This window comes from Streptomyces sp. NPDC047002, assembly GCF_040704505.1.
Lineage (GTDB): Bacteria > Actinomycetota > Actinomycetes > Streptomycetales > Streptomycetaceae > Streptomyces.
In genome coordinates, this window is the sequence record NZ_JBEYWC010000041.1 from 22498 (window position 1) to 45566 (window position 23069).

The 23069-nt window shown below is 73.5% G+C and carries 15 protein-coding genes and 3 tRNA genes; 8 read left to right on the top strand and 10 right to left on the bottom strand.

Going from position 1 to position 23069, the window contains the following annotated elements; translation table 11 throughout:
- Positions 1-229 precede the first annotated feature (229 nt).
- Both purF and purM read left to right on the top strand, forming a co-directional pair.
- Entirely contained in the window at positions 230-1756 is a 1527-nt protein-coding gene (gene purF / locus AB0910_RS28170; RefSeq protein ID WP_366747477.1) for an amidophosphoribosyltransferase, read from the top strand.
- Between the two features lie 139 nt (positions 1757-1895).
- The gene (purM, locus tag AB0910_RS28175) at positions 1896-2975 is read left to right on the top strand and encodes a phosphoribosylformylglycinamidine cyclo-ligase (protein ID WP_366747478.1); all 1080 of its coding nucleotides are present in this window, start codon (positions 1896-1898) and stop codon (positions 2973-2975) included.
- Positions 2976-3082: 107 nt separating this feature from the next.
- Here the strand turns inward: purM and AB0910_RS28180 are convergent, their stop codons facing one another.
- Together AB0910_RS28180 and AB0910_RS28185 are read right to left on the bottom strand one after the other, a co-directional pair.
- Entirely contained in the window at positions 3083-3334 is a 252-nt protein-coding gene (locus tag AB0910_RS28180) for a DUF3073 domain-containing protein (RefSeq protein ID WP_345650816.1), read from the bottom strand.
- A 264-nt stretch (positions 3335-3598) separates the two neighbouring features.
- Positions 3599-4684 carry a Glu/Leu/Phe/Val dehydrogenase dimerization domain-containing protein gene (locus AB0910_RS28185; RefSeq protein ID WP_366747479.1) on the bottom strand — a complete coding sequence of 362 codons (1086 nt, stop codon included), beginning with the start codon at positions 4682-4684 and terminating at the stop codon, positions 3599-3601.
- A 232-nt stretch (positions 4685-4916) separates the two neighbouring features.
- Here AB0910_RS28185 and AB0910_RS28190 point away from each other — a divergent pair, with 232 nt between their 5' ends.
- Complete coding sequence (locus AB0910_RS28190; protein WP_366747480.1) at positions 4917-5828, top strand: hypothetical protein; 912 nt, start codon at positions 4917-4919, stop codon at positions 5826-5828.
- A gap of 721 nt (positions 5829-6549) precedes the next feature.
- Positions 6550-6756 carry a developmental transcriptional regulator BldC gene (gene bldC / locus AB0910_RS28195; RefSeq protein WP_187827830.1) on the top strand — a complete coding sequence of 69 codons (207 nt, stop codon included), beginning with the start codon at positions 6550-6552 and terminating at the stop codon, positions 6754-6756.
- Positions 6757-7611: 855 nt separating this feature from the next.
- Here the strand turns inward: bldC and AB0910_RS28200 are convergent.
- The 5 genes from AB0910_RS28200 to AB0910_RS28220 all read right to left on the bottom strand — a co-directional run bounded on the left by AB0910_RS28200 (position 7612) and on the right by AB0910_RS28220 (position 12747).
- Positions 7612-7686: transfer RNA gene (locus AB0910_RS28200), tRNA-Asp, on the bottom strand.
- A 126-nt stretch (positions 7687-7812) separates the two neighbouring features.
- Positions 7813-11835, bottom strand: coding sequence for an ATP-dependent RNA helicase HrpA (gene hrpA / locus AB0910_RS28205; protein WP_366747481.1), 4023 nt, complete (start codon positions 11833-11835; stop codon positions 7813-7815).
- Positions 11836-12005: 170 nt separating this feature from the next.
- Positions 12006-12079: transfer RNA gene (locus AB0910_RS28210), tRNA-Phe, on the bottom strand.
- Between the two features lie 23 nt (positions 12080-12102).
- Positions 12103-12177 (bottom strand) — tRNA-Asp (locus AB0910_RS28215).
- Between the two features lie 201 nt (positions 12178-12378).
- Positions 12379-12747: a hypothetical protein gene (locus tag AB0910_RS28220; RefSeq protein ID WP_366747482.1), complete on the bottom strand. Its 369-nt coding sequence runs from the start codon at positions 12745-12747 to the stop codon at positions 12379-12381.
- 351 nt (positions 12748-13098) lie between these two features.
- Between AB0910_RS28220 and AB0910_RS28225 the strand changes: the two genes are divergently transcribed.
- A complete protein-coding gene (locus tag AB0910_RS28225; protein ID WP_366747483.1) occupies positions 13099-16551 on the top strand; it encodes a glycoside hydrolase family 3 C-terminal domain-containing protein in 3453 nt (1150 codons plus the stop codon).
- Between the two features lie 75 nt (positions 16552-16626).
- Here the strand turns inward: AB0910_RS28225 and AB0910_RS28230 are convergent, their stop codons facing one another.
- Together AB0910_RS28230 and AB0910_RS28235 are read right to left on the bottom strand one after the other, a co-directional pair.
- Positions 16627-17415: an SAM-dependent methyltransferase gene (locus AB0910_RS28230; RefSeq protein ID WP_366747484.1), complete on the bottom strand. Its 789-nt coding sequence runs from the start codon at positions 17413-17415 to the stop codon at positions 16627-16629.
- 129 nt (positions 17416-17544) lie between these two features.
- On the bottom strand, positions 17545-18207 hold the full coding sequence (locus AB0910_RS28235) for a 1,4-alpha-glucan branching protein (RefSeq protein WP_366747485.1): 663 nt from the start codon (positions 18205-18207) through the stop codon (positions 17545-17547).
- Between the two features lie 319 nt (positions 18208-18526).
- Here AB0910_RS28235 and AB0910_RS28240 point away from each other — a divergent pair, with 319 nt between their 5' ends.
- Positions 18527-20248 carry an SDR family oxidoreductase gene (locus AB0910_RS28240; protein WP_366747486.1) on the top strand — a complete coding sequence of 574 codons (1722 nt, stop codon included), beginning with the start codon at positions 18527-18529 and terminating at the stop codon, positions 20246-20248.
- 80 nt (positions 20249-20328) lie between these two features.
- Here AB0910_RS28240 and AB0910_RS28245 read toward each other — a convergent pair whose 3' ends face one another.
- Positions 20329-21195 (bottom strand): endo alpha-1,4 polygalactosaminidase, encoded by an 867-nt coding sequence (locus AB0910_RS28245; RefSeq protein ID WP_366747487.1) that lies wholly within the window; start codon positions 21193-21195, stop codon positions 20329-20331.
- A 442-nt stretch (positions 21196-21637) separates the two neighbouring features.
- On the opposite strand from AB0910_RS28245, the gene AB0910_RS28250 reads away from it, so the two are divergent.
- Together AB0910_RS28250 and AB0910_RS28255 are read left to right on the top strand one after the other, a co-directional pair.
- The gene (locus AB0910_RS28250) at positions 21638-22060 is read left to right on the top strand and encodes a hypothetical protein (RefSeq protein ID WP_366747488.1); all 423 of its coding nucleotides are present in this window, start codon (positions 21638-21640) and stop codon (positions 22058-22060) included.
- Between the two features lie 108 nt (positions 22061-22168).
- Positions 22169-23047, top strand: coding sequence for an SAM-dependent methyltransferase (locus AB0910_RS28255; protein ID WP_366747489.1), 879 nt, complete (start codon positions 22169-22171; stop codon positions 23045-23047).
- The last annotated feature ends 22 nt before the right edge of the window (positions 23048-23069 follow it).

Consider the following 23069-nt stretch of genomic DNA (forward strand, 5'->3'; position numbering starts at 1 on the left):
CGTGGCCGCCGCCCGGTGCCGCGCCGCGCCGGTCCCCGGCGCCCACGGGCCCCGCGCGGCACGGGCGGGAGCGGGCGCCGCCGCCCCGCGCGGCCGGAGGGCGGCGGACGTACGCGCTCCACCCTGCGGCGCGCCCCGGTCACGCCGCGTGGCCGCACCGGGCCGACGACCCAGATTTTTCCTCGTCCCCAATTCGGACCAGTGGTCGATCTCGCCTACACTCGGTTGCGTGCCTCGTGGTGATGGACGACTCAGCCACGACCTGCTCCCCGGAGAGAAGGGCCCCCAGGACGCTTGCGGCGTCTTCGGAGTCTGGGCTCCGGGTGAAGAGGTCGCCAAGCTCACCTACTTCGGACTGTATGCCCTGCAGCACCGCGGACAGGAGTCCGCGGGCATCGCAGTGAGCAACGGGTCCCAGATCCTCGTCTTCAAGGACATGGGCCTGGTCTCGCAGGTCTTCGACGAAACCTCCCTCGGCTCCCTCCAGGGCCACATCGCCGTCGGTCACGCGCGCTACTCGACCACCGGTGCCTCCGTCTGGGAGAACGCGCAGCCGACGTTCCGTGCCACGGCGCACGGTTCCGTGGCCCTCGGCCACAACGGCAACCTCGTGAACACGGCGGAGCTCGCCGAACTGGTCGCGCGCCTGCCGAAGGAGAACGGCCGGGCCACCCAGGTCGCGGCCACCAACGACACCGACCTGGTCACCGCGCTCCTCGCGGGCCAGGTGGACGACGACGGCAAGCCCCTCACGGTCGAGGAGGCGGCGCCCCGGGTGCTGCCCCAGGTGAAGGGCGCCTTCTCGCTCGTCTTCATGAGCGAGCACACCCTGTACGCCGCCCGCGACCCGCAGGGCATCCGCCCGCTGGTGCTCGGCCGTCTTGAGCGCGGCTGGGTGGTGGCCTCCGAGTCCGCCGCCCTCGACATCTGCGGCGCCGCGTTCGTGCGCGAGATCGAGCCCGGCGAGTTCATCGCCGTCGACGAGAACGGGCTGCGAACGACTCGATTCGCAGATGCGAAGCCCAAGGGCTGTGTCTTCGAGTATGTGTACCTGGCCCGTCCCGACACGGACATCGCCGGCCGGAACGTGTATCTGTCCCGCGTCGAAATGGGCAGGAAGCTCGCCGCCGAGGCCCCGGCCGACGCCGATCTGGTGATAGCGACACCGGAGTCCGGCACCCCGGCCGCGATCGGCTACGCGGAGGCGAGCGGCATCCCGTACGGCTCGGGCCTGGTGAAGAACGCGTACGTGGGGCGCACGTTCATCCAGCCGTCCCAGACGATCAGGCAGCTCGGCATCCGGCTGAAGCTGAACCCGCTCAAGGAGGTCATCAGGGGCAAGCGCCTGGTGGTCGTGGACGACTCGATCGTCCGCGGCAACACCCAGCGCGCCCTGGTGAAGATGCTCCGCGAGGCCGGGGCCGCCGAGGTGCACATCCGCATCTCGTCGCCGCCGGTCAAGTGGCCCTGCTTCTTCGGCATCGACTTCGCGACCCGCGCCGAGCTGATCGCCAACGGCATGACCATCGAGGAGATCGGCACCTCGCTCGGCGCCGACTCCCTCGCGTACATCTCGATCGACGGGATGATCGAGGCCACCACGATCGACAAGCCGGACCTGTGCCGCGCCTGCTTCGACGGCCAGTACCCGATGGATCTTCCCGACCCCGAACTGCTGGGCAAGCAGCTGCTGGAGACGGAGCTCGCCGCCGGCCCCGCCGACACGGCAGCGGCCGACGCCCTGCGCCGCCCGTAGCGAAGGCGCGGGCGAAGGCGCCCGCGCCGCTTCCCGCCGCGGCGGTCCCGCACGCACCCGTGCCCGCAGTCCGCGGCCGGTGCCCCACCCCTGTACCGCGTGCCGCTGTGTACGTTCCACGACACGAAAGTTCTCCGCCATGCCTGAGTCCCCCGCCCCCCGCACCGGTGCCAGCTACGCGGCCGCCGGCGTCGACATCGAGGCCGGCGACCGCGCGGTCGAGCTGATGAAGGACTGGGTGCGCAAGACCCGCAGGCCCGAGGTGCTCGGCGGCATCGGCGGCTTCGCCGGCCTCTTCGACGCCTCGGCCCTCAAGCGCTACGAGCGGCCGCTGCTGGCGTCCGCGACGGACGGCGTGGGGACCAAGGTCGACCTGGCGCGCCGGCTCGGGGTGTACGACACGATCGGCCACGACCTGGTCGGCATGGTCGTGGACGACCTGGTGGTGTGCGGCGCAGAGCCGCTGTTCATGACCGACTACATCTGCGTCGGCAAGGTCCACCCCGAGCGGGTCGCCGCGGTCGTCAAGGGCATCGCGGAGGGCTGCGTGCTGGCCGGGTGCGCCCTGGTCGGCGGCGAGACCGCCGAGCACCCCGGGCTGCTCGGCCCGGACGAGTTCGACGTGGCGGGCGCGGGCACGGGCGTCGTGGAGGCGGACAGGCTGCTGGGCGCGGACCGTATCCGCGCGGGCGACGCCGTGATCGCGATGGCGTCGTCCGGGCTTCACTCGAACGGGTACTCACTCGTGCGGCACGTGGTCTTCGACCGCGCGGGCTGGTCGCTGGAGCGCGAGGTCGCCGAGTTCGGCAGGACGCTCGGCGAGGAGCTGCTCGAACCCACCAGGATCTACTCGCTCGACTGCCTGGCCCTCACCAGGACCACCGACGTGCACGCGTTCAGCCATGTGACGGGCGGTGGCCTCGCGGCCAACCTGGCCCGGGTGATCCCGGAGGGTCTGCACGCCACGATCGACCGCGCGACCTGGCGGCCCGCCCCGGTCTTCGAGGTGATTGCCGAGGTCGGGGGCGTCGAGCGGCTCGAAATCGAGAAGACGCTCAACATGGGCGTCGGCATGATCGCCGTCGTGCCCGCGGAGTCGGTCGACCCGGCCCTCGCCACGCTGGCCGACCGCGGGGTCGACGCCTGGGTCGCGGGGGAGATCACCGAGCGCGGCGGACAGGCCACGGGAGCCACCCTTGTCGGCGACCACGCGGCCTGACCCGGCGGACGCCCGGTGCGGGGGCCCCGGGCCAGCACAAACCCGGTCCGGGACCAGGGCCCCGGGCCGGGCAGGTGGAGCGTGCGAAACGCCGGAGGTGTGGGACGTCAAGCGCCGCGGCGCTGGGACGAGGGACCTGACTCGTCGTCCTCGTCGTCGTCCTTGTTGTACAGATCCGCGTACTGAGCGTACGGGTCGTCGTCCTCGTCGTCGTCCTCGAACGGCTCGCCGTTCGGAGGCTGACTGGAAGTCGACGCGCCCAGCTCGTTGGCCAGACGCGACAGGTCAGTCCCGCCGCTGTTGTACTTCAGCTGGCGGGCGACCTTTGTCTGCTTGGCCTTGGCCCGGCCGCGCCCCATGGCTCGACCCCCTCGGTGACGGGGCTACTCGGCCCCAGAGTCTTGACACGCGTTCATGTTTCGGAACGAGTTCTCCTCGGAGAGACCCGTCCTCAGGGCTTCAACCGTACCTGCTTCCGCGGCCATGCGGTACGCCGTCCACATGACGCGCCCGGGGGCAGAACCGGCGAGACGCCCCGTACTCGCTGGTCAGTGGCGATTTTAACCCCTTCTCGTGGGTCGACCCGCCCGACCGGCGTGAGTCTCGTCTCGCCGGTGCCTCCGTCATGCCCGCACGGCGGCCTCCGCCATCCGGAGTTCGGCGATCCGATCGGCCGCCGCGGCCGGGGGGACGCCATCGGAATGTGCACGTGCAAAGATTTCCAGAGTGGTGTCGTAGATCGTCGCCGCCTTCGCCCTGCACCGCTCGAAGTCGAAGCCGTCCAGCTCGTCGGCGACCTGCATGACACCGCCCGCGTTCACCACGTAGTCGGGTGCGTACAGGATGCCGCGGTCGGCGAGGTCCTTCTCGACGCCCGGGTGCGCGAGCTGGTTGTTGGCGGCGCCGCAGACGAGGGACGCCGTCAGGTCCCGCACGGTCGTGTCGTCGAGCGCGCCGCCCAGCGCGCACGGCGCGTAGACGTCGAGGCCGGGCAGCCGCACCAGCTCGTCGGCGCCTGCCACGGCGCGCACCCCGGGGTGGCGCCCCGTGACCTCGGCGACCGCCTCGGCGCGCACGTCCGTCACGACCACCCGCGCACCGTCGGCGAGCAGGTGCTCCACCAGGTGGCGGCCGACCTTCCCGACCCCGGCGACGCCGACCGTCCGCCCGGCGAGGGACGGCTCGCCCCACCGCTCCCGCGCACCGGCCCGCATGCCCTGGAAGACGCCGAAGGCGGTGAGCACCGAGGAGTCGCCCGCCCCGCCGTGCTCGGGCGAACGCCCCGTGGTCCAGGGGCAGGCGCGCGCGACCACGTCCATGTCCTCGACGTACGTGCCGACGTCGCAGGCCGTCACGTACCTGCCGCCGAGCGAGGCGACCGCCCTGCCGTAGGCGAGCAGCAGCTCCTCGGTCCTGATCCGCCGGGGATCGCCGATGATCACGGCCTTGCCGCCGCCGTGCCGCAGCCCGGCGAGCGCGTTCTTGTACGACATCCCGCGCGAGAGGTTCAGCGCGTCGGCGACCGCGTCCTCCTCCGTCGCGTACGGGTGGAAGCGGGTGCCGCCGAGGGCGGGGCCCAGGGCCGTGGAGTGCAGCGCGATCACGGCCCGCAGGCCGGAGGCGCGGTCCTGGCAGAGCACGACCTGCTCGTGTCCGCCCTGGTCGGAGTGGAAAAGCGTGTGCAGGACGCCGTCGGTCACATCGGTCACGGTGGTGACTCCCAAGTACGAAGCGGCGGGCCCCCTCGCCCGGCCTCCTGAGGATGGGGAGGCACGCGGGTGCGCGGGGACCGGTTCGGCACGAGCGTAGCCCCGCAGGGCCCCACCCGCCCGTGTCCCCGGCGGAGTTGACCGCGGGGAACGAGCCCCTCCGCAGGTGCCCGCCGGCCGGGCGCGCCGGGGACCACTCTCCTTACCGCGCGGGGCGTGGGACGATTTCCGCATGCCGGCGGTGTCCTCCTCAGTCCTGGTCCCCTATACGTCCTACCTGCGGGTGTACGAGCCGCTGGCGGCGTTCCCCGAGCCCGAGCGCACGCACTGGACGCGCTATGCGCGCCGCGGCCACCGGCCCACCGCCCAGGACGAGCAGCGCCGCTCCCTCGCCGACCTGCTGCCGACGCCGCCGGTGCCCGTGCGGGTGCACGAGAGCCCGGACGCCTTCGTCGCCGAGGTCGACGGCGTGGTGTGCGTCTGCCCCTGGCGCACCCGGCTGCGCGGCTGGCTCGCCCTCGAAGAACTGGGGGAGGCGCTGCCGGGAGCGCTGCTCGACGTGGCGCTGCCGCCGGTGGTGCGGGGGCAGGCGGCGGCCGACTACGAGCGCTGGCGCGAGGACAACCCGGACGCGCGGCCCTGGATCAGGAGCTCGGTCTGGCAGGTGCCCGTCGGCTGGTTCACGCTGTTCTCGGACGACGAGCGGGAGTACGGCACGGCTGTCGGCGACGGCCCTGCGGCGGCGGGCGGAGACCCGGAGGGCGGGGAGCCGGCGGAGGGCGGCGAGCCGGTGCCGTACGCGCCGGCGCTGCGCTACCGGACGCCGATGGTGCAGGCGCGCAGACGCCTGGCGCGCGGCCTGAAGACGCTGCGGGACACCATCGACGACGGCCCGCTGACCGAGTCGCTGGTCGACGTGGGGCGGTGGCTGGAGGAGTTCCACCCGCGGTCGCTCGTGGAGCTCGACTACGGCGGGCTCGTGCACGCCCTGTCCGAGGAGCAGCTCGCGAAGGACCACTCCGCCGCGGACGTGGCCGAGGGGATCGCGGCGCTGCGGGACGGCGACGGGGAGGGCGCGGGCGCCGCGTACACCCGGTTCACGGAGCGCTGGCGCGCCGTGAAGGAACGCCAGTTCGCGAACTGACGCCGGCCGGGGCCGCCGCGGGAGTCCGGGGCGCGGGATCCCCGTCCCCGTGGAACCCCGGGGGCGCCGGATGTCGTCGTCCTGTGGGGGTCCCGTTCGCCCCGTGTGGACGCGGTGTGCGGGTGCGATGCGCAGATCGACGTATCGGAATCGGCGCGCGTCACGTATTGTCCGTACACTCCCGCACAGCGCGGCTCCCAGAGTCGAACAGGACCGAACAGAGTCCACCGGCTCGTCACCGGGTCCTTCGCTGCCGTGGGAGGGTCCTTCGTCTCGGTCGGACGTCCCGATTCCGGGCGTTTGACCCTGAAGCGTGACGGACCGCACTAACAAGGGCCTTGTGCCCATCCCCCATCCTCGTGCCAAAATAGGACAAGGAGTCCGGGGAGGGTTCCTTCCGCCCAAGTCTGGGCGGAATGCTTGGCATTGCACTCTATGGGGGGTCTGATGGCTCCTGGTGGTTCTGTGACTGATCGTCACGGGCGGGTGACTGTCCGCTATGGCACGGTCCATCGGCTTCCGCCGCTGATGAACACCTCAGAGGGCAATTCCATCGGTTTGGCCGACGTGGCTGGACAGATGGTGTAGTTGTAGTGCCGAGGACAAGCCGTTCGTCCTATAACCGACTCGGCCCGCGTCCGCCATTTCGGGCAACGCGGGTCAAGGTGCAGAATTTAGAGGAAAGAACCGAGATGGTTCGGTTCTCCCGAGGAGGCCGCTCATGACCGCTCGCACCCCTGATGCCGAGCCGCTGCTGACCCCGGCTGAGGTTGCTTCGATGTTCCGCGTGGACCCGAAGACGGTCACACGCTGGGCAAAGGCAGGCAAGCTCACGTCCATCCGAACCCTCGGAGGACATCGCCGGTACCGCGAGGCTGAGGTTCGCGCACTGCTCGCGGGTATCCCGCAGCAGCGCAGCGAGGCCTGAACAGCACATTAGGGCTCAACCCGCACAACAAGCAGGGCCTGGCCAGTTCCCCCAACTCGGTCGGTCCCGCCCATAGCTCCACACGACGGGTGCCTGCCCCAACAGGCATCGGACCCACGCGCAGTGGGTTGAGTCGTTCGATCGCGCCGGACTCCGTCGAGTCCGGCGCGATCTTTCTGTGTCCGTCCGCGGCCCGTCTGCGGCCCGTCCGCAGCCCGTCCACGGAGGTCGGCACTCCGACCGGTCGGTCCGGCGGAAGGTGGGGAAGTGTCCGTCTCCCGACCCGTGTGCCCCGCGTGCGGAAGAGTGCAATTGCACATACAAAATTGTGGTGATGGGGGACACTGTTGAACGGATGCGATGCACCTCACAGTTCAGTGACTCCCGTCACACTTCCGGGCCCTTGCCGGCGGCGGGAACGCCGCCTCCGGTCGCCGTCGAAAGCGCCGACACCTCGGAGGTTTCGCAGGTCTCCCCGCCGGACCCGCCGCGTGCCCACGCCGGTCGGACCCATGCGCCTGACACGTGAATACCGGCGTGCACATACGAGCGTCAATACGCACATCGGCCTGTAACCGGGGGTCAGGGGGGCGGGTGCCGCCCGGGCATGCCCCGGCCCCGGCCCCTGTGCGCCCCGTACGCGCCCCCGGCCGCTCCCCGGGCCGCCCACGGGCGCGCGGGGGCCCGCGAGGCCCCGCAGGGCCTCCTGCGGCCCGATGGGGGAGGCGTCCGGCGACCCGGTGCCCCACCGCCCGCCTCACGGGCCGTCAGCGCGGGCCGCACGAAGGGCCGCTCGGCGGCGGGCAACGCGAAGGGCCCGCATCCACCGGGGACGCGGGCCCTTCGCCTGCTGTGCGGTCCTGACGGGATTTGAACCCGCGGCCTCCACCTTGACAGGGTGGCGAGCACTCCAAACTGCTCCACAGGACCTGGAATCGCCGCCCGACGAGTGCGGGCTGCGGAGACAGACTCTACAGCAGCTCAGAGGGTGGGGTCGAACTCACGCAGCGCGACCCCCGCGCTACCGGACCGCGGCCCCGGCGGTCCGCCGTCCCCCTACGGCGCCGCCGCGTCGATCGCCTTCACGATCCGCTTGTCCGAGACCGGCCGCGGGGTGCCCAGGGCGTGCGCGAAGTAGCTGACGCGCAGCTCCTCGATCATCCACCGGATGCCCTCGACCTCCTCGGGCACCGGCCGGCCCTGCGGCAGCTGTTCGAGCAGCCAGGCGTACTCGTCCTGCATCTCGTGGACCTTCTCCATGCGGGTGGTGTCCCGCTGGACGGCCGTCGGCATCTGCTGCAGCCGCCGGTCGGCCGCGACGAGATAGCGCATCAGGTCGGGCAGCCGCCGCACGCCCACAGCCGTCACGAACCCAGGCGGCACCAGACGCGCCAACTGGTCCCTGACGTCCTGCACGTTGGCCAGGAGCGCCTGGCTCGTCGTCGCGCGCAGCCGCCGCTCGCACGCCTGCCAGGCGGCGAGGATCTGCTGCACCTGCGCCACCGTGCGCACCGTCGCGTCGACCAGGTCGGCGCGTACCGAGTCGTACAGCTTGCGGTACGACTCCTCGTCCCAGGCGGGCCCGCCGTGGTCGGCGATCAGCTTGTCGGCCGCGGCGGTCGCGCAGTCCTCGAACAGCGCCTGGAGGGAGCCGTGCGGGCTGCTCGACAGGTGCAGCTTCTGCTGGTTGGTGAGCTTGGACGAGGCGAACTTCGCCGGGCTGACCGGGACGTTGAGCAGGATCAGCCTGCGGGTGCCGCGCCACATCGCGCGCCGCTGCTCGTCCTCCGTGTCGAAGAGGCGCACCGCGACCGTCTCGCCCTGGTCGAGGAGGGCCGGATACGCCCTGACCGGCTGGCCCGCCCTGCGCGTCTCGAAGACCCGCACCAGCGTGCCGATCGTCCAGTCCCTGAGGCCGGAGCGCTCGATCGCCTCGCCGCCCGAGCGCTCCGCCGTCGCGGCCGCCGCCTTGGACAGCGCCTGCCGCGCCCTGGGCCGCAGCTTCAGGCGGAGCGTCTCCAGGTCCTTCGCCTCGGCGAGCCTGCGCCGCCGCTCGTCGACGATCCGGAAGGTGATCTTCAAGTGGTCGGGGACGCGGGACAGGTCGAAGTCCTCGGCCGCCACGGGCACCCCGACCATCTGCTGGAGGGCGCGGGCGAGCGCCGAGGGAAGCGGCTCCTGGCGGGGCACGGCCAGGTCGAGGAAGCGCTGCGCGAAGTTCGGCGCGGGCACGTAGTGCCGGCGGACCGGCTTGGGCAGCGAGCGGATCAGCTCCGTCACCAACTGCTCGCGCAGGCCCGGGATCTGCCAGTCGAAGCCGTCACCCGTGACCTGGTTGAGCACCTGGAGCGGGATGTGCACCGTCACGCCGTCCGCGTCGGCGCCCGGCTCGAACTGGTACGTCACGCGGAACTTCAGCCCGCCCTGCCGCCACGCGTCCGGGTAGTCGTCCTTGGTGACGGACTCCGCGGCCTCGTTGATGAGCATCGACCGCTCGAAGTCGAGCAGGTCGGGCTCCTCGGTGCGCTTCCGCTTCCACCAGGAGTCGAAGTGCGCGCCGGAGACGACGTCCTCGGGCACCCGCCGGTCGTAGAAGTCGAACAGCGTCTCGTCGTCCACCAGGATGTCGCGGCGCCGCGCCCGGTGTTCGAGCTCCTCGACCTCGCCGAGCAGCTTGCGGTTGTCGTGGAAGAACTGGTGGTGGGTCCGCCAGTCGCCCTCCACGAGGGCGTTGCGGATGAACAGGTCGCGGGAGGCCTCCGGGTCGATCCTGCCGTAGTTGACCTTGCGGTCGGTGACGATCGGCACGCCGTACAGCGTGACCTTCTCGTACGCCATCACGGCCGCCATGTCCTTCTCCCAGTGCGGCTCGCTGTAGGTGCGCTTCAGCAGGTGGCCCGCGAGGGGCTCGATCCACTCGGGCTCGATCCTGGCGTTGACCCGGGCCCAGAGCCTGGACGTCTCCACCAGTTCCGCGGACATCACGAACCGCGGCGGCTTCCTGAACAGCGCGGAGCCGGGGAAGATCGCGAACTTGGCGTTGCGCGCGCCGATGTACTCGCCACCGCGCGCGCCGCGCCCGCCGTCGCCGCCCTTGGCGTCCTGGCCCTTGGACTCCTTCACGTCCTTCATGCCGATGTGCGAGAGCAGCCCGGCGAGCAGCGACACGTGGACGCGCTGCTCCGGTGCGTCGTCCTCGTTGAGGACGATCCCCATCTGCCGCGCGACCGTGCGCAGTTGGCTGTAGATGTCCTGCCACTCGCGGATGCGCAGGTAGTTGAGGTACTCGGACTTGCACATGCGGCGGAACGAGGACGACGACCTGGCCTCCTGCTGCTCGCGCAGGTAGCGCCACAGGTTGAGGAAGGCGAGGAAGTCCGACGTCTCGTCCTTGAAGCGCGCGTGCTGCTGGTCCGCCTGCGCCTGCTTGTCCGAGGGCCGTTCGCGCGGGTCCTGGATGGAGAGCGCGGCCGCGATCACCATGACCTCGCGGACGCAGCCGTTGCGGTCGGCCTCGACCACCATGCGCGCGAGGCGCGGGTCGACGGGCAGCTGCGAGAGCTTGCGGCCGAGCGGGGTGAGCCGCCCCCGCTGCTCCTTCTGGTCGGGGTCGAGGGCCCCGAGTTCCTGGAGCAGCTGCACGCCGTCGCGGATGTTGCGGTGGTCGGGCGGGTCGATGAAGGGGAACTTCTCGATGTCGCCCAGGCCCGCAGCCGTCATCTGGAGGATCACCGAGGCGAGGTTCGTCCGCAGGATCTCCGCGTCCGTGAACTCGGGCCTCGCGAGGAAGTCGTCCTCCGAGTACAGCCGGACGCAGATGCCGTCCGAGGTGCGGCCGCAGCGGCCCTTGCGCTGGTTGGCGCCGGCCTGCGAGACGGGCTCGATGGGCAGCCGCTGCACCTTGGTGCGGTGGCTGTAGCGGGAGATGCGGGCGGTGCCCGGGTCGATCACGTACTTGATGCCCGGCACGGTCAGCGAGGTCTCGGCGACGTTGGTCGCGAGGACGATCCTGCGGCCGGTGTGCCGCTGGAAGACGCGGTGCTGCTCGGCGTGGGAGAGCCGCGCGTACAGCGGCAGGATCTCCGTGCCACGCAGGCGGCGCCGCTCCAGGGCGTCCGCGGTGTCGCGGATCTCGCGCTCGCCTGAGAGGAAGACCAGGATGTCGCCGGGGCCCTCGGCCATCAGCTCGTCCACGGCGTCGGAGATCGCGGTGATCTGGTCGCGGTCGCCGTCGTCGCCGTCCTCTTCGAGCAGCGGCCGGTAGCGGACCTCCACCGGGTACGTGCGGCCGGAGACCTCGACGATCGGCGCCGCCCGCCCGCCGTCCGCGGCCGGCGCCCCCGCGGCCACCGAGGCGAAGGAGCCGAAGTGGCGGGCGAAGCGCTCCGGGTCGATGGTCGCCGAGGTGATGACGAGCTTGAGGTCGGGGCGGCGCGGCAGCAGCTGGGCGAGGTAGCCGAGGAGAAAGTCGATGTTGAGGCTGCGCTCGTGGGCCTCGTCGATGATGATCGTGTCGTACGCGCGCAGGTCGCGGTCGGTCTGGATCTCCGCGAGGAGGATGCCGTCCGTCATCAGCTTCACGAACGTCGACTCGGGGTTGACCTGGTCGGTGAAGCGGACCTTCCAGCCGACGGTCTCGCCGAGCGGCGTGCCGAGCTCCTCCGCGACCCGTTCGGCGACGGTGCGGGCGGCGATCCTGCGGGGCTGGGTGTGTCCGATCATGCCCCGCACGCCCCGGCCGAGCTCCAGGCAGATCTTGGGGATCTGCGTGGTCTTGCCCGAGCCCGTCTCACCGGCGACGATCACGACCTGGTGGTCGCGTATCGCCTCCAGGATGGTGTCCTTCTTCTGGCTGACGGGGAGTTGCTCGGGGTAGGTGACCTCGGGCAGCCGGGCGGCGCGCCGCCGCAGGCGCTCCGCGGCCTTTCCGGCCTCGGTGGCGATCTCGTCGAGCACGGCCTGGCGCGCCTCGGGCTTGCGGATGCGCCGGGTGCCTTCGAGCCGGCGGCCGAGCCGCTGCGCGTCGCGCAGGGAGACCTCGGCCAGCAGGGACTGGAGGTCGGCGAGGGAAGTAGACATACCGCATCCCAGGATCTCACCGCCGCCGCCGAAGCGGCGAACGCTTTACGTACGCCTCCTGGCCCGCGGGCCAGGAGGCGGACCGCCGGCACGTGGCGCCGGGACGGCCGCGACATACGACGAGAGCGACCCGCCCGCTCGCTGCGGGGGAGTCGCTCTCGTACGGAAAGTGGCTGGGGCCGGGATCGAACCGGCGACCTATCGCTTTTCAGGCGATCGCTCGTACCAACTGAGCTACCCAGCCACGCGACCCGCGGGGGGTCGCAGCGGTCCTGACGGGATTTGAACCCGCGGCCTCCACCTTGACAGGGTGGCGAGCACTCCAAACTGCTCCACAGGACCAGGCGATGACGCGGACAAGTCTCGCACACAGTGGTGACGGCTCCCCACCGGGCAACCGGTAGGCCCGGTGGCAGTGGAGGAGTTCCTTGTCCGAAGTCGCTAGATGAGCGTATCAGAACGGGGAGGGTGCCCCGACCGGCCCCGAGCGCCGTGACCAGGGGCCCGCGGGGGTGCGCGCGGGCCCCCGCGGGAGCCCAGGGGTCAGTCGCCGGCCGGCGGCTCGTCGCCGGGCGGGCGGTGCTGGAGCGCGCAGGCGTAGTGGCCGCCGGGCGGGCGCTCGCACACCACGTACGGCACGGTCTCGCGGGCGCCGGTCGCCGTCGGCGCCGTGGCGCGCCAGGGCATCGCGGCCTCCCCCGCGAGCAGCGCCGCCACGGTCTGCGCCGCCTCGCGGGGCGCCGGACGGTGCGCGTACCCCGCGGCGCCGAGCGCGAGCGCGACGGCCATGCCCAGCAGGTTGGCCTCGGTCGGCTCGGCCGGCGCCGCGGTCCCGGCGGCGGGCGCGAGCCTGATGCCCGTGTCGGGCACGTCCACGACGCGGGCGACGTAGCGCTCTGGGCTCTCGGGCATGGGCACGCTCGCTTCCTGCCGTGCGGTGCGGGTGGCCGTACTCTACGTCGGCCGGCGCGCGCGCCCCGGCAGATCGGCCGCGCCGCGGCGGACGGCGGTGCGGGGCGGTGGAGGGGGCGCGCGTGCGGGGGCAAGCGCGGGGCGGAACAGGTGAGTTCAATGTTCCGGCCAAATTCCCGTGCCGTCGTCTTGTCCCTGCCCATGGCAGGCCGTAGAAACACGGTGGCCCTGTTCCGTCTCCGTCTCCGCGCGCGCACCCGCTGTCACCGGTGCGCCGAGCGCCCCGCCCCCTCTCCTTCGTGCAACGCAGGCCCTCGCACGCCCCCCGCCCCCGCTCTCAGGAGTTCCCCCATGCGCAGAAGAAGACCGCACGTCGCCGCGGTCGCGTCGGGCGCGCTGCTCGCCGCGGCCCTGGCCGTACCGGCGGGCGGCGCGTCCGCCGCGGACGCCCGAGGCGCGCCGCACGCCGCGGCCGCCTGTCCCTGGGTCGGTTCGCACGCGCCCGTCGAGCACCGCGTCTCCCAGGTGCTTGCGCGGATGACGCCGGCCGAGGAGATCGCGATGGTGCACGGGGTCGCGGGCTCCGCGTACACCGGCTATGTGCCGGGCGACGCCCGGCTGTGCATCCCGGCGCTGAAGATGCAGGACGGGCCGGTCGGTGTCCGGATGGCCGACACGACCCAACTGCCGGGCGCCACCGGCGTCGCCGCCTCCTTCGACCCCGCGCTCGCCCGGGCGTACGGCTCGGTCGTCGGCGCCGAGGACAAGGCGAAGGGCGTCGACGTCGACCTCGGGCCGACCGTGAACATCGTCCGCGACCCGCGCTGGGGCCGCGCCTTCGAGTCGTACAGCGAGGACCCGTACCTCACCGGGCGGATCGGCGCGGCCGACATCGAGGGCATCCAGTCCCAGGGCGTGATGGCCCAGGTGAAGCACTGGGCCGTCTACAACCAGGAGACCAACAGGAACACCGCGGCCGACAACGCTGTCATCGACGACAGGACCGTGCACGAGGTCTACACGGCCGCCTTCGGGACCATCGTCGAGCAGGCGAAGCCGTCGTCGGCGATGTGCTCTTACTCGTCCGTCAACGGGACCTTCGCCTGCGAGAACGCCTACCTGGACACGATCCTCAAGGACGAGTTCGGCTTCGACGGCTTCATCACGTCGGACTGGGGCGGCACCCACTCCACCGCCGCCTCCGCGAATGCGGGCATGGACATGCAGATGCCCGACGACTCGTACTTCGGCGCCGCCCTCACCCGGGCCGTGCAGGACGGGCAGGTCAAGAGGGCCCGGGTGGACGACATGGTCGCGCGGATCATGCGCGAGGAGTTCCGCTTCGGCCTCTTCGACCACCCCTCGCCCGACACCCCGGACGCCGCGGCCTCCACCCCGGCGCACCGCGCCGTCGCCCGGCGGGCCGCCGAGGACGGCTCCGTCCTGCTCAAGAACAGCGGCGGCCTCCTGCCGCTCGGCAGGAAGACCAGGTCGATCGCGGTGATCGGCGACGGCGCGGGCGAGGACACCATGACCGCGGGCGGCGGCAGCGCGGCCGTCACGGGCACCGGCACCGTCACGCCGTACGAGGGGATCGCGGCGCGCGCGGGCTCCGGCACCACCGTCACCTACGCGCAGGGCGACCTCGGCGCCAACGGCAGGCTGCCGCTCGTCGACAGCGCCTACCTCACCCCGGCCTCCGGCACGGGCCAGGGCCTGACCGGCGCGTACTACGCGAACAAGACCCTCTCCGGCAGCCCCGCGGCGACCCGCACCGACGCCCGGGTCGACTTCGACTGGAACGGCGCGGCCCCCGCGCCCGGCGTGCCCGGCACGGACTTCTCCACGAAGTGGACCGGCACCCTCACGCCGCCGAGGACCGGCACCTACACCTTCAGTCTGACCAGCGACGACGGCAGCAGGCTGCTGATCGGCGGCAAGCAGGTCATCGACAACTGGCGCGACCAGGCCACCCACACCGAGACCGGCACGGTCACCCTCACCGCGGGCGAGCCGGTCCCGGTGGAGGTCGACTACTACCAGGGCACCGGCGGCGACGAGGTGCACCTCGGCTGGGAGACCCCCGGCAGCGACCTGGCCGGCCAGGCGGCCGACCTCGCCGCCAAATCGGACGTCGCGGTCGTCTACGCCAACGACTTCGAGTCCGAGGGCGGCGACCTCTCCTCCATCGACCTGCCGGGCGACCAGAACGCCCTGATCGAGGCGGTCGCGAAGGCCAACCCGAACACGGTCGTGGTGCTGAACACCGGCTCTGCGGTCACCATGCCCTGGCTCGACCGGGTCAAGGGCGTCATCGAGGCGTGGTACCCGGGCCAGGAGGCGGGCAACGCGATCGCCGCGCTGCTGTACGGCGACGTGAACCCGTCGGGCAGGCTTCCGGTGACCTTCCCCGCCTCGCTCGGCCAGGTGCCCGCCTCGACGCCCGCACAGTGGCCCGGCACCGGCGGCACCGTCCGGTACACGGAGGGCCTCGACGTCGGCTACAAGTACTACGACGCCACGGGCGAGACCCCGCTGTTCCCCTTCGGCTACGGCCTCTCCTACACCTCGTACCGCTTCTCGCACCTGCGGCTCGACACGGGCACGCTGCGCGAGAACGGCAAGGTCCTGGTCACCGCCGACGTCACCGACACCGGTGACCGCGCGGGCTCCGAGGTCGCCCAGCTCTACCTCACGGGACCGAAGGCGGCGGGCGAGCCGGAGAACCAGCTGCGGGGCTTCGCGAAGGTGGCGCTCAAGGCCCACCAGACCAAGCGGGTCGCCTTCGAGGTGAGTGCGCGGGACGCCTCGTACTGGAGCAGCGACGCCCAGGCGTGGACCCTCGCGCCCGGCGCCTACCGGGTGCATGTCGGCGACTCGTCGCGCAGCCTGCCCCTCAGCGGCGGCTTCCGGGTCCGCACGACGACGGGCCCGCGCTACACGAAGGTCTCGGCGCCCGCCCTGACCTCCGGGGGCGCCACCCTCACCGTGCGCACCACCTTCACCAACGGCTCGACGCAGCCCGTGCGCGGCGCCGCCACGAAGCTCACGGTGCCGGCCGGCTGGTCGGCCGCGCCCCGCGGCGCCACCGCGCACCCGCTCGTGAAGCCGGGGAAGTCGGTCTCGACGACCTGGTCCGTGCGCGTCCCCGCGGGGGCGGCGGGCGGCGCGGCGCGGCTGACCGGCGCCACCCGCTACCCGGGCTCGCCGCGCACCGCTCCGGGGGACGGGACGGCGACCGTGCAGGTCGCCCACCCCGACCTGGCGTCGGCCGCCACCGAGGTCGGCGTGACCGACGACGCCGACCCGGCGCCCGGCGGCTTCGGCGGCGCGGGCTACAGCTACTCGGCGCAGGCGCTCTCCGCCGCAGGGATCACCCCGGGCGGCCAGGTGCGCACCGCGGACGCCACCTTCACCTGGCCGGCTGTGGCGGCGGGCACGCCCGACGAGGTACCGGCCGCAGGGCAGGCGGTGGAGGTGCACGGCGCGGGCACGCGGCTGGCGTTCCTCGGCGCGGGCACCAACGGCACCCAGAGCGGGCAGGCCACCGTCACCTACACCGACGGCACCACGTCGACCGGCACGGTGACGCTGGCCGACTGGTATGCCGACCAGGCGGTCGAGGGCTGCGCGCTGGTCGCGACCACGGTGCACTGGAACAACCCGGCGAAGGACACGCTGCCGCACGACCACCGGGTCAGCCTGTACGCCTCGTCGGTGCCGCTGACCGCGGGCAAGCAGGTCGCCTATGTGACGCTCCCCGCCAACCCGGCGCTGCACGTCTTCGCGACCGCCGTCGGATGACGGCGCGCACGGGCCGGGGGCCGGTACCCGCGGCTGCGGATTCCGGCCCCCGGCCCGTGCGGCCCGCCGCGTCCCCTACGGGACGCGGGCGACGGCCGCGAAGATGCCGCTGCGCTCCGGCTCGGGGCGCGGCTCCTCCTTGTACCAGTCGGGCGCGGTGACCAGGCCGGGCTCGACCAGTTCGAGGCCGGTGAAGAACCGTTCGGTCTCGGCGCGGGTGCGGAAGCGCAGCGGGATCGTCCCCTTCTTGTACGCCTCCTTCACCGTGTCGACCAGCTCGGCCGGGTGGAAGTCGGTCGTGCCGTGCGAGAAGACCAGCAGGCTGCCCGGCGGCAGCGCGCCCACCAGGGTCCCGACGATCCCGTACGGGTCCTCCTCGTCCTGGATGAAGTGCATCAGCGCGATCAGCGAGAGCACCACGGGCCGGTCGAAGTCGAGGATCGTGCGGGCGTGCTCGATGATCGTGCCGGGGTCGCGCACGTCGGCCTGGATGTAGTCGGTCGTGCCCTCGGGCGTGGAGATGAGCAGCGCCTCCGCGTGCCGCAGCACGATCGGGTCGAAGTCCGTGTAGACGATCCGGGCGCGCGGGTTCACCTGCTGCACGATCTGGTGCAGGTTCGGCTGGGTCGGGATGCCCGTGCCGATGTCGAGGAACTGGTCGAAGCCCTCGCGCGCCGCCCAGGCGACCGCGCGGTGCATGAACGAGCGGTTCTGCCGCGCGGCCGCCTTGGAGTCCTCCGGCAGCTTGTCGCCGACCGCCTGGTCGACCAGGTAGTTGTCCTTGCCGCCGAGCAGCCAGTCGTAGACCCGCGCCGGATGGGGCTTGCTGGTGTCGATCCGTGGCTTGGGTGTGCCGTGGGACATGGAGGACTCCGGTGTACGAGGGCCGCCGCCGCGGGAATCGGCGGCCGGCCAGGGACTGCGGGGGGCGACACCTCCAAGAGTGCCGCACGCGGCCGGGACGTGGGACGCCGGGCGGCGCCCCCGCGCACCTCAGGGGCGCAGGACGGTGGCGAGGGTGCCGCGCACGGCCGCGCCGCCGGGGAGCGTCCAGCCCGCGGTGATCCGGCCGAGCACGGCCCCCGCGTCCGAGGCCTCCGGCGCGTCCGCGGGGCGCAGCATGCGGTGCACCCGCAGGACCGGGCCGCCGTCCGGCACGCGGACCTCGCTGTACCCGGGGCCTTCGGTCACGGCGAGCGGCGGGGTGCCGAAGGCGGCCTCGGGCAGCGCGGCGCCCGCGGGGTCGGCGGTGACGGTCGGGTCGGGGGTGTTGCTCTCGCGCTGCGCCTGCGGCTCGGCGGCACGGCGCGCCAGCGCGTACAGCCGCTCCACGAGCACCGGGTCGTGCACGCCGTCGTAGACCTGGCGCAGGCCGAGCACGCCGTGCTCCGAGGTGCCGACGAGGGCGTCCTGCGCGCCGTCGAGCGGCGCGTCGCGGTAGGCGAGCGGCACCTGGTAGGTGGTGGGCTCGGGCCCGGACACGTCGGTGACCAGCATGAACTCGATGCCGACCGCGCCCGCCCGATCGTCGAGCCGGTAGCCGCCCGCCCGCACGAGACCGGGCGTCCCGCCGCGGAACCACGGGCGGGACGGCAGCCAGGCGGCGAGCAGTTCCTCCTTGGAGGGGATCATCGTCGTGCGGTGGATCACGGCCATCTCAGGAGCCTCTCTCGTCGTCTCGCCGACGCCGGTCATCCTGCCAGGCGGGACGCCGGGCGTCCGCGCCGGCCGCGAGCAGGGGCCGGGCGTCCGCCTCGGCCGCGGGTACGGGCCGGGCCGCCCGCGCCGCCGCCCGTACGCCGACGCGCGGGAAGCGCCCGCACGGGGGATTCTGGGACACGCGCCCGGGGACACGGCGCCGCGCGGGGTACCCGGCCCGCCGTGCCCACCGCACGCACGGCCGCGCAGCGCGGCGTGCCCGGGTGCGTACGGCGAAGCGCGGCAGCGCACCGACGAGGCGGCAGTGGAGGCCCGGATGGCGGACGACGGAGCACGCGGCGGACGCGGGGGACACGGGAAGCGCGAGGGGCGCGAGGGGCGCCCGGGACACGAGGAGCGTGAGAAGGGTGAGAAGCGCGCGGGACACGAGGGGAGCGGCGGGCCCGGTGTGCACAAGGGCGCCCTGTGCCTGGTGACGGGCGCCAGCGGGTACATCGGCGGCCGGCTCGTCCCCGAGCTGCTCGCCGCCGGGTACCGGGTGCGGTGCCTCGCGCGCACCCCGGAGAAGCTGCGCGACCACCCCTGGGCCCGCCAGGTGGAGATCGCCAGGGGCGACGTGACCGACGAGGAGAGCGTGACCGCGGCGATGGACGGCGTCGAGGTCGCGTACTACCTGGTGCACGCGCTCGGCCAGGGCAGGCGCGACTTCGAGGAGACGGACCGGCGGGCCGCCCGCACCTTCGGGCGCAGCGCGCGGGCCGCGGGGGTGCGCCGCCTCGTCTACCTCGGCGGCCTCACCCCCGCGGGCGTTCCCGAGCGCGCGCTCTCGCCGCACCTGCGCTCGCGCGCCGAGGTCGGGCACATCCTGCTCGGCTCCGGGGTGCCGACCGCGGTGCTGCGGGCCGCGGTGATCATCGGCTCGGGCTCCGCCTCCTTCGAGATGCTGCGCTACCTCACCGAGCGGCTGCCGGTGATGGTGACGCCCAGCTGGATCAGCACCCGCATCCAGCCGATCGCCGTGCGGGACGTGCTGCGCTACCTGGTCGGCGCCGCCGCGCTGCCGGCCGACGTCAGCAGGGCGTTCGACATCGGCGGGCCCGACATCGTCACCTACCGGGACATGATGCGGCGCTACGCGCGGGTGGCGCGGCTGCCGCGGCGGCTCGTGGTGACCCTGCCGGTGCTCACGCCCCGGCTCTCCAGCCACTGGATCGGCCTGGTCACGCCCGTGCCCTCGGGCATCGCGAAGCCGCTGACGGAGTCGCTGCGGCACGAGGTGGTGTGCGCGGAGCACGACATCGCGCGGTACGTGCACGACCCCTCGGGCCACCCGTACGGCCTCGACCGGGCGATCGAGCTCGCGCTGCGGCGCGTGCAGGAGGCGCGCGTCGACACGCGCTGGTCGAACGCGGCGGTGCCGGGCGCGCCGAGCGACCCGCTGCCCACCGACCCCGACTGGGCGGGCGGCAGCCTCTACACGGACGAGCGCGAGGCGCCCGTCGAGGCGACGCGGGCGTCGCTGTGGCGGGTGATCGAGGGCATCGGCGGCGCGCACGGCTGGTACTCGATGTCGGCGGCCTGGGCCGTGCGCGGCCTGCTCGACCGGTTCGCCGGCGGGGTGGGGCTGCGGCGCGGGCGCCGCGACGACGAGCATCTGCGGGTCGGCGACTCGCTGGACTTCTGGCGCGTCAAGGAGATCGAGCGCGGCAGCCTGCTGCGGCTGCGCGCCGAGATGCGGATGCCGGGCCTCGCCTGGCTCGAGATGCGCGCGGACGAGGACGGCGCGGGCCGCACGGTCTACCGCCAGCGCGCCCTGTTCCACCCGCGCGGCTTCCTCGGGCAGGCGTACTGGTGGAGCGTCTACCCCTTCCACGCGGTGATCTTCGGTGGGATGCTCCGCAACATCGCGGCCGCCGCCCGCGACCTGGACGGCGCGGCCGCCGGCACGTCCCTGCGCCCCGCGCCCCGGGCCAGGCGCGCCGTCGGCGCGCTGCGCCGCCGCGCCTGGCACCCGGGCCCCGGGGTCCCGCCGGCCTGACCGGGGCGCGGGATCCGGGGCGCGGGCGTCACGAGGCCAGGCCGGGCGCGGGCGGGGACGGGGGCCCCGGGGGCCCGGGCTCAGCAGCGGCGGTCGCGGTGCCCCGGCTCGCCCGCCGGTACGACGTCCCGGTCCCTGAGGGTGATCGACAGGCTCGCTCCCCAGCGGCGGCAGCCTGCGGCGAAGGCGGCCGCCTCGTACTCCACGTCGAAGACGCGCCGGTGGTACGCGGAGGCGAAGTCCGCGCACTCGCCGTAGTGCGCACACTCCTCCACGACCGCGAAGTCGAAGCCGATGTCCCGGCGCAGGCCGAGCAGCTCACCGGTGTTCTTCTGCGCCACCGCGAGGTGGTCGCGGTGCCCGCGCGCCACCAGCAGCCGGGCGAAGGCGGCCGCGTCCGCCCGGCTCAGCAGCCCCTTCGAGCGCTGGTACGAGTCGAGGTTGTCCGGCTCCACGGCGTCGAACCCGGCCCGCGCGCAGCCGTCGATCCAGCCGCCGACGACGCCGAGCAGCTCGGTGCGGCGCGCGGGCGTCGAGATGTCGAGCAGCGGCTCGTCCCAGTCCTCGTCGACGACGAGCGCGCCCTGCGGGTCGTGGCCCGCGCGCAGCAGCAGCCCGGGGTGGTGCGCGCGCCACCAGGCGGCGGCCGCGGCGCCCGGCTGGGCCTGGAAGGCGTTGACGTAGCAGACCGAGTAGAGCCCGGCCGCCGGGCGCGCGGACCGGTCGCGCGAGACGGCGCGCACCCCGGCGGGCGGCGCGTACGCCCCGCCGAGCTGGTAGTCGAACGCGGCGTTCGCCGCCGGGAGGCGCACCCGCGCCGCGGGGGCCGCCGCCTTACCGGGCCGCGCCGAGCAGGCGGTGAGGACGGCGGCGAGCAGCGCGAGGACGGCGAGCACGGCGGGGGCGGCGGTGCGGGACCGCGCGGGGGCGGCGACCTGGGCGGGCATCCTGCCAGTCTCCCCGGACCCTGTGCGCCGGCTGTGCGCGCCCCCGCCCGGCGGGCGCACGACCTCGGCGGCGCACCCCCCGGCGGGAATACGCACATGGCGTCGGCTGCTGACAGAGCGTTAGAGTCACGGGTCACCGGCGCCGGGAGAGCGGCGTCACGACGGGCGAGGGACCGCGATGGACGACCGACACACCCCCGCAGCGCACGCCGGGGGCGCGCAGCCCGGCGGCCGTGCGACCGGCGCGGGACGGGCTGCGCCGACCCTGGCCCGTACCACCTGCGCGGCGGAGCCGGCGCCGCCCCGCTGAGCGCGGGAGACAGCCGGAACGAGAAGGGGGCGGCGGGCACCGCGCGGCGGGCACGACCGCTCCCGAGACTCCAGGACCTGGCCACCGGCACCACCCACAGCCCCGGCCGGGTGAAAGGAACACCACTCCGCCATGGCAGAGCCGCACGGCACCACCCCGCCCGCCCTCCTGCGACCACCCGCCCCGCCCGCCGCGGGCGCCAACGCCTCGGCCGCGATGGCCTTCGCCGCCTTCCGCGCGCTCTACGAGGGCCACTACGCCGCCTACGCCGCGGTGCGGCTCGGCAGTTCGGCCCTCGGCAGGCGCGCGGCCCGCGCCGCCTTCGCCGAACTCTCGGGCAGCTGGGCCCGGGTGCTGCGCTCCTCCTGCCTCGCCGCCACCGCCTGGGCGTGCCTGCGCCGCCATGTGGAGGCGCAGGCAGGGCGGCCGTTACCCGAGGGGGACGACGCCGCCCTGCTCGCCGGCCGCCTCGGCCTCGGCCGCGACCTCGTCACGGAACTGCTCGGCGACGCACAGGCCGGCATTCTGCACGCCCCCCTCGCGAGCGGCTGCTGAACCGCCCCCGGCGCGCGCCTCCCGGACCCGTCCGTTCCGCCCTACGATGAGCCTCCCGGGAGGCGCGCCCCGCCAGGCGGCGCCACCGGCCGCTGAGGGGGAGCTGGCATGCCCGGCACAGACGGACAGGACGACGGCGCAGCTCCAGGACCCGCGGCGGGTCCCGCAGGCGCCCCAGGACCCGACGACGGCACCGGCTTCGTGGACATCAGCGTCCCGAGCGTCGCCCGCATGTACGACGACCTCCTCGGCGGCCGCGACAACTTCCCCGTGGACCGCGCCGCCAACAAGGAGCTGCTCGCCCAGGTGCCGAGCATGCGCAACCTGGCCCTCCAGAACCGCCAGTTCCTGCGCCGCGTGGTGCGCGTGCTCGCCCGGGAGTACGGCGTACGGCAGTTCATCGACCACGGCTCGGGGCTGCCGACCCGGGACAACGTCCACGAGGTCGCCCAGCGGGTCGACCCGTCGTGCCGGGTCGTCTACATCGACAACGACCCCATCGTCCGCAACATCGGCGGCGCGATGCTGGAGCGCAACGAGAACACCGCCGTCCTCAGGGCCGACCTGCGCGACACCGCGGCCGTCTTCGGCGACCCGCAGGTGCGGCGGCTGATCGACCCGCGCGAGCCGGTCGCGGCGCTGTTCGTCTCCGTCCTGCACTGCATCCCCGAAGCGGACGACCCGAAGGGCCTGGTCGCCCGCGTGCGGGACCGGCTGCCCGACGGCAGCTTCCTGGTGGTGTGCCAGCTGGTCAGCGACGACCCCCGCATCCGCGACTTCGTCACCCGCTACATGGCCGAGCAGACGCACGGCGCCTGGGGCCGGGTGCGCGAGAAGGCCGACGTGCGCGGCTACTTCGAGGGCCTCGACATCCAGGCCCCCGGCCTCGTGGAGGTCTCCACCTGGCGCCCGGACGCCGACCGCGTGCCCGCGCAGGAGACCTTCGAGTGGGAGGAGTACGGGGGCCTCGGCCGCGTCGTGCGCTGAGCGCGCCGCGCCTTCGCGCCGC

Bases quoted from the DNA above. Each gene is read 5' to 3' on its own strand.
- purM (WP_366747478.1), top strand. From the start codon at position 1,896: ATGCCTGAGTCCCCCGCCCCCCGCACCGGTGCCAGCTACGCGGCCGCC.
- AB0910_RS28180 (WP_345650816.1), bottom strand. From the start codon at position 3,334: ATGGGGCGCGGCCGGGCCAAGGCCAAGCAGACAAAGGTCGCCCGCCAG.
- AB0910_RS28190 (WP_366747480.1), top strand. From the start codon at position 4,917: ATGCCGGCGGTGTCCTCCTCAGTCCTGGTCCCCTATACGTCCTACCTG.
- bldC (WP_187827830.1), top strand. From the start codon at position 6,550: ATGACCGCTCGCACCCCTGATGCCGAGCCGCTGCTGACCCCGGCTGAG.
- hrpA (WP_366747481.1), bottom strand. From the start codon at position 11,835: ATGTCTACTTCCCTCGCCGACCTCCAGTCCCTGCTGGCCGAGGTCTCC.
- AB0910_RS28220 (WP_366747482.1), bottom strand. From the start codon at position 12,747: ATGCCCGAGAGCCCAGAGCGCTACGTCGCCCGCGTCGTGGACGTGCCC.
- AB0910_RS28225 (WP_366747483.1), top strand. From the start codon at position 13,099: ATGCGCAGAAGAAGACCGCACGTCGCCGCGGTCGCGTCGGGCGCGCTG.
- AB0910_RS28230 (WP_366747484.1), bottom strand. From the start codon at position 17,415: ATGTCCCACGGCACACCCAAGCCACGGATCGACACCAGCAAGCCCCAT.
- AB0910_RS28235 (WP_366747485.1), bottom strand. From the start codon at position 18,207: ATGGCCGTGATCCACCGCACGACGATGATCCCCTCCAAGGAGGAACTG.
- AB0910_RS28240 (WP_366747486.1), top strand. From the start codon at position 18,527: ATGGCGGACGACGGAGCACGCGGCGGACGCGGGGGACACGGGAAGCGC.
- AB0910_RS28245 (WP_366747487.1), bottom strand. From the start codon at position 21,195: ATGCCCGCCCAGGTCGCCGCCCCCGCGCGGTCCCGCACCGCCGCCCCC.
- AB0910_RS28250 (WP_366747488.1), top strand. From the start codon at position 21,638: ATGGCAGAGCCGCACGGCACCACCCCGCCCGCCCTCCTGCGACCACCC.
- AB0910_RS28255 (WP_366747489.1), top strand. From the start codon at position 22,169: ATGCCCGGCACAGACGGACAGGACGACGGCGCAGCTCCAGGACCCGCG.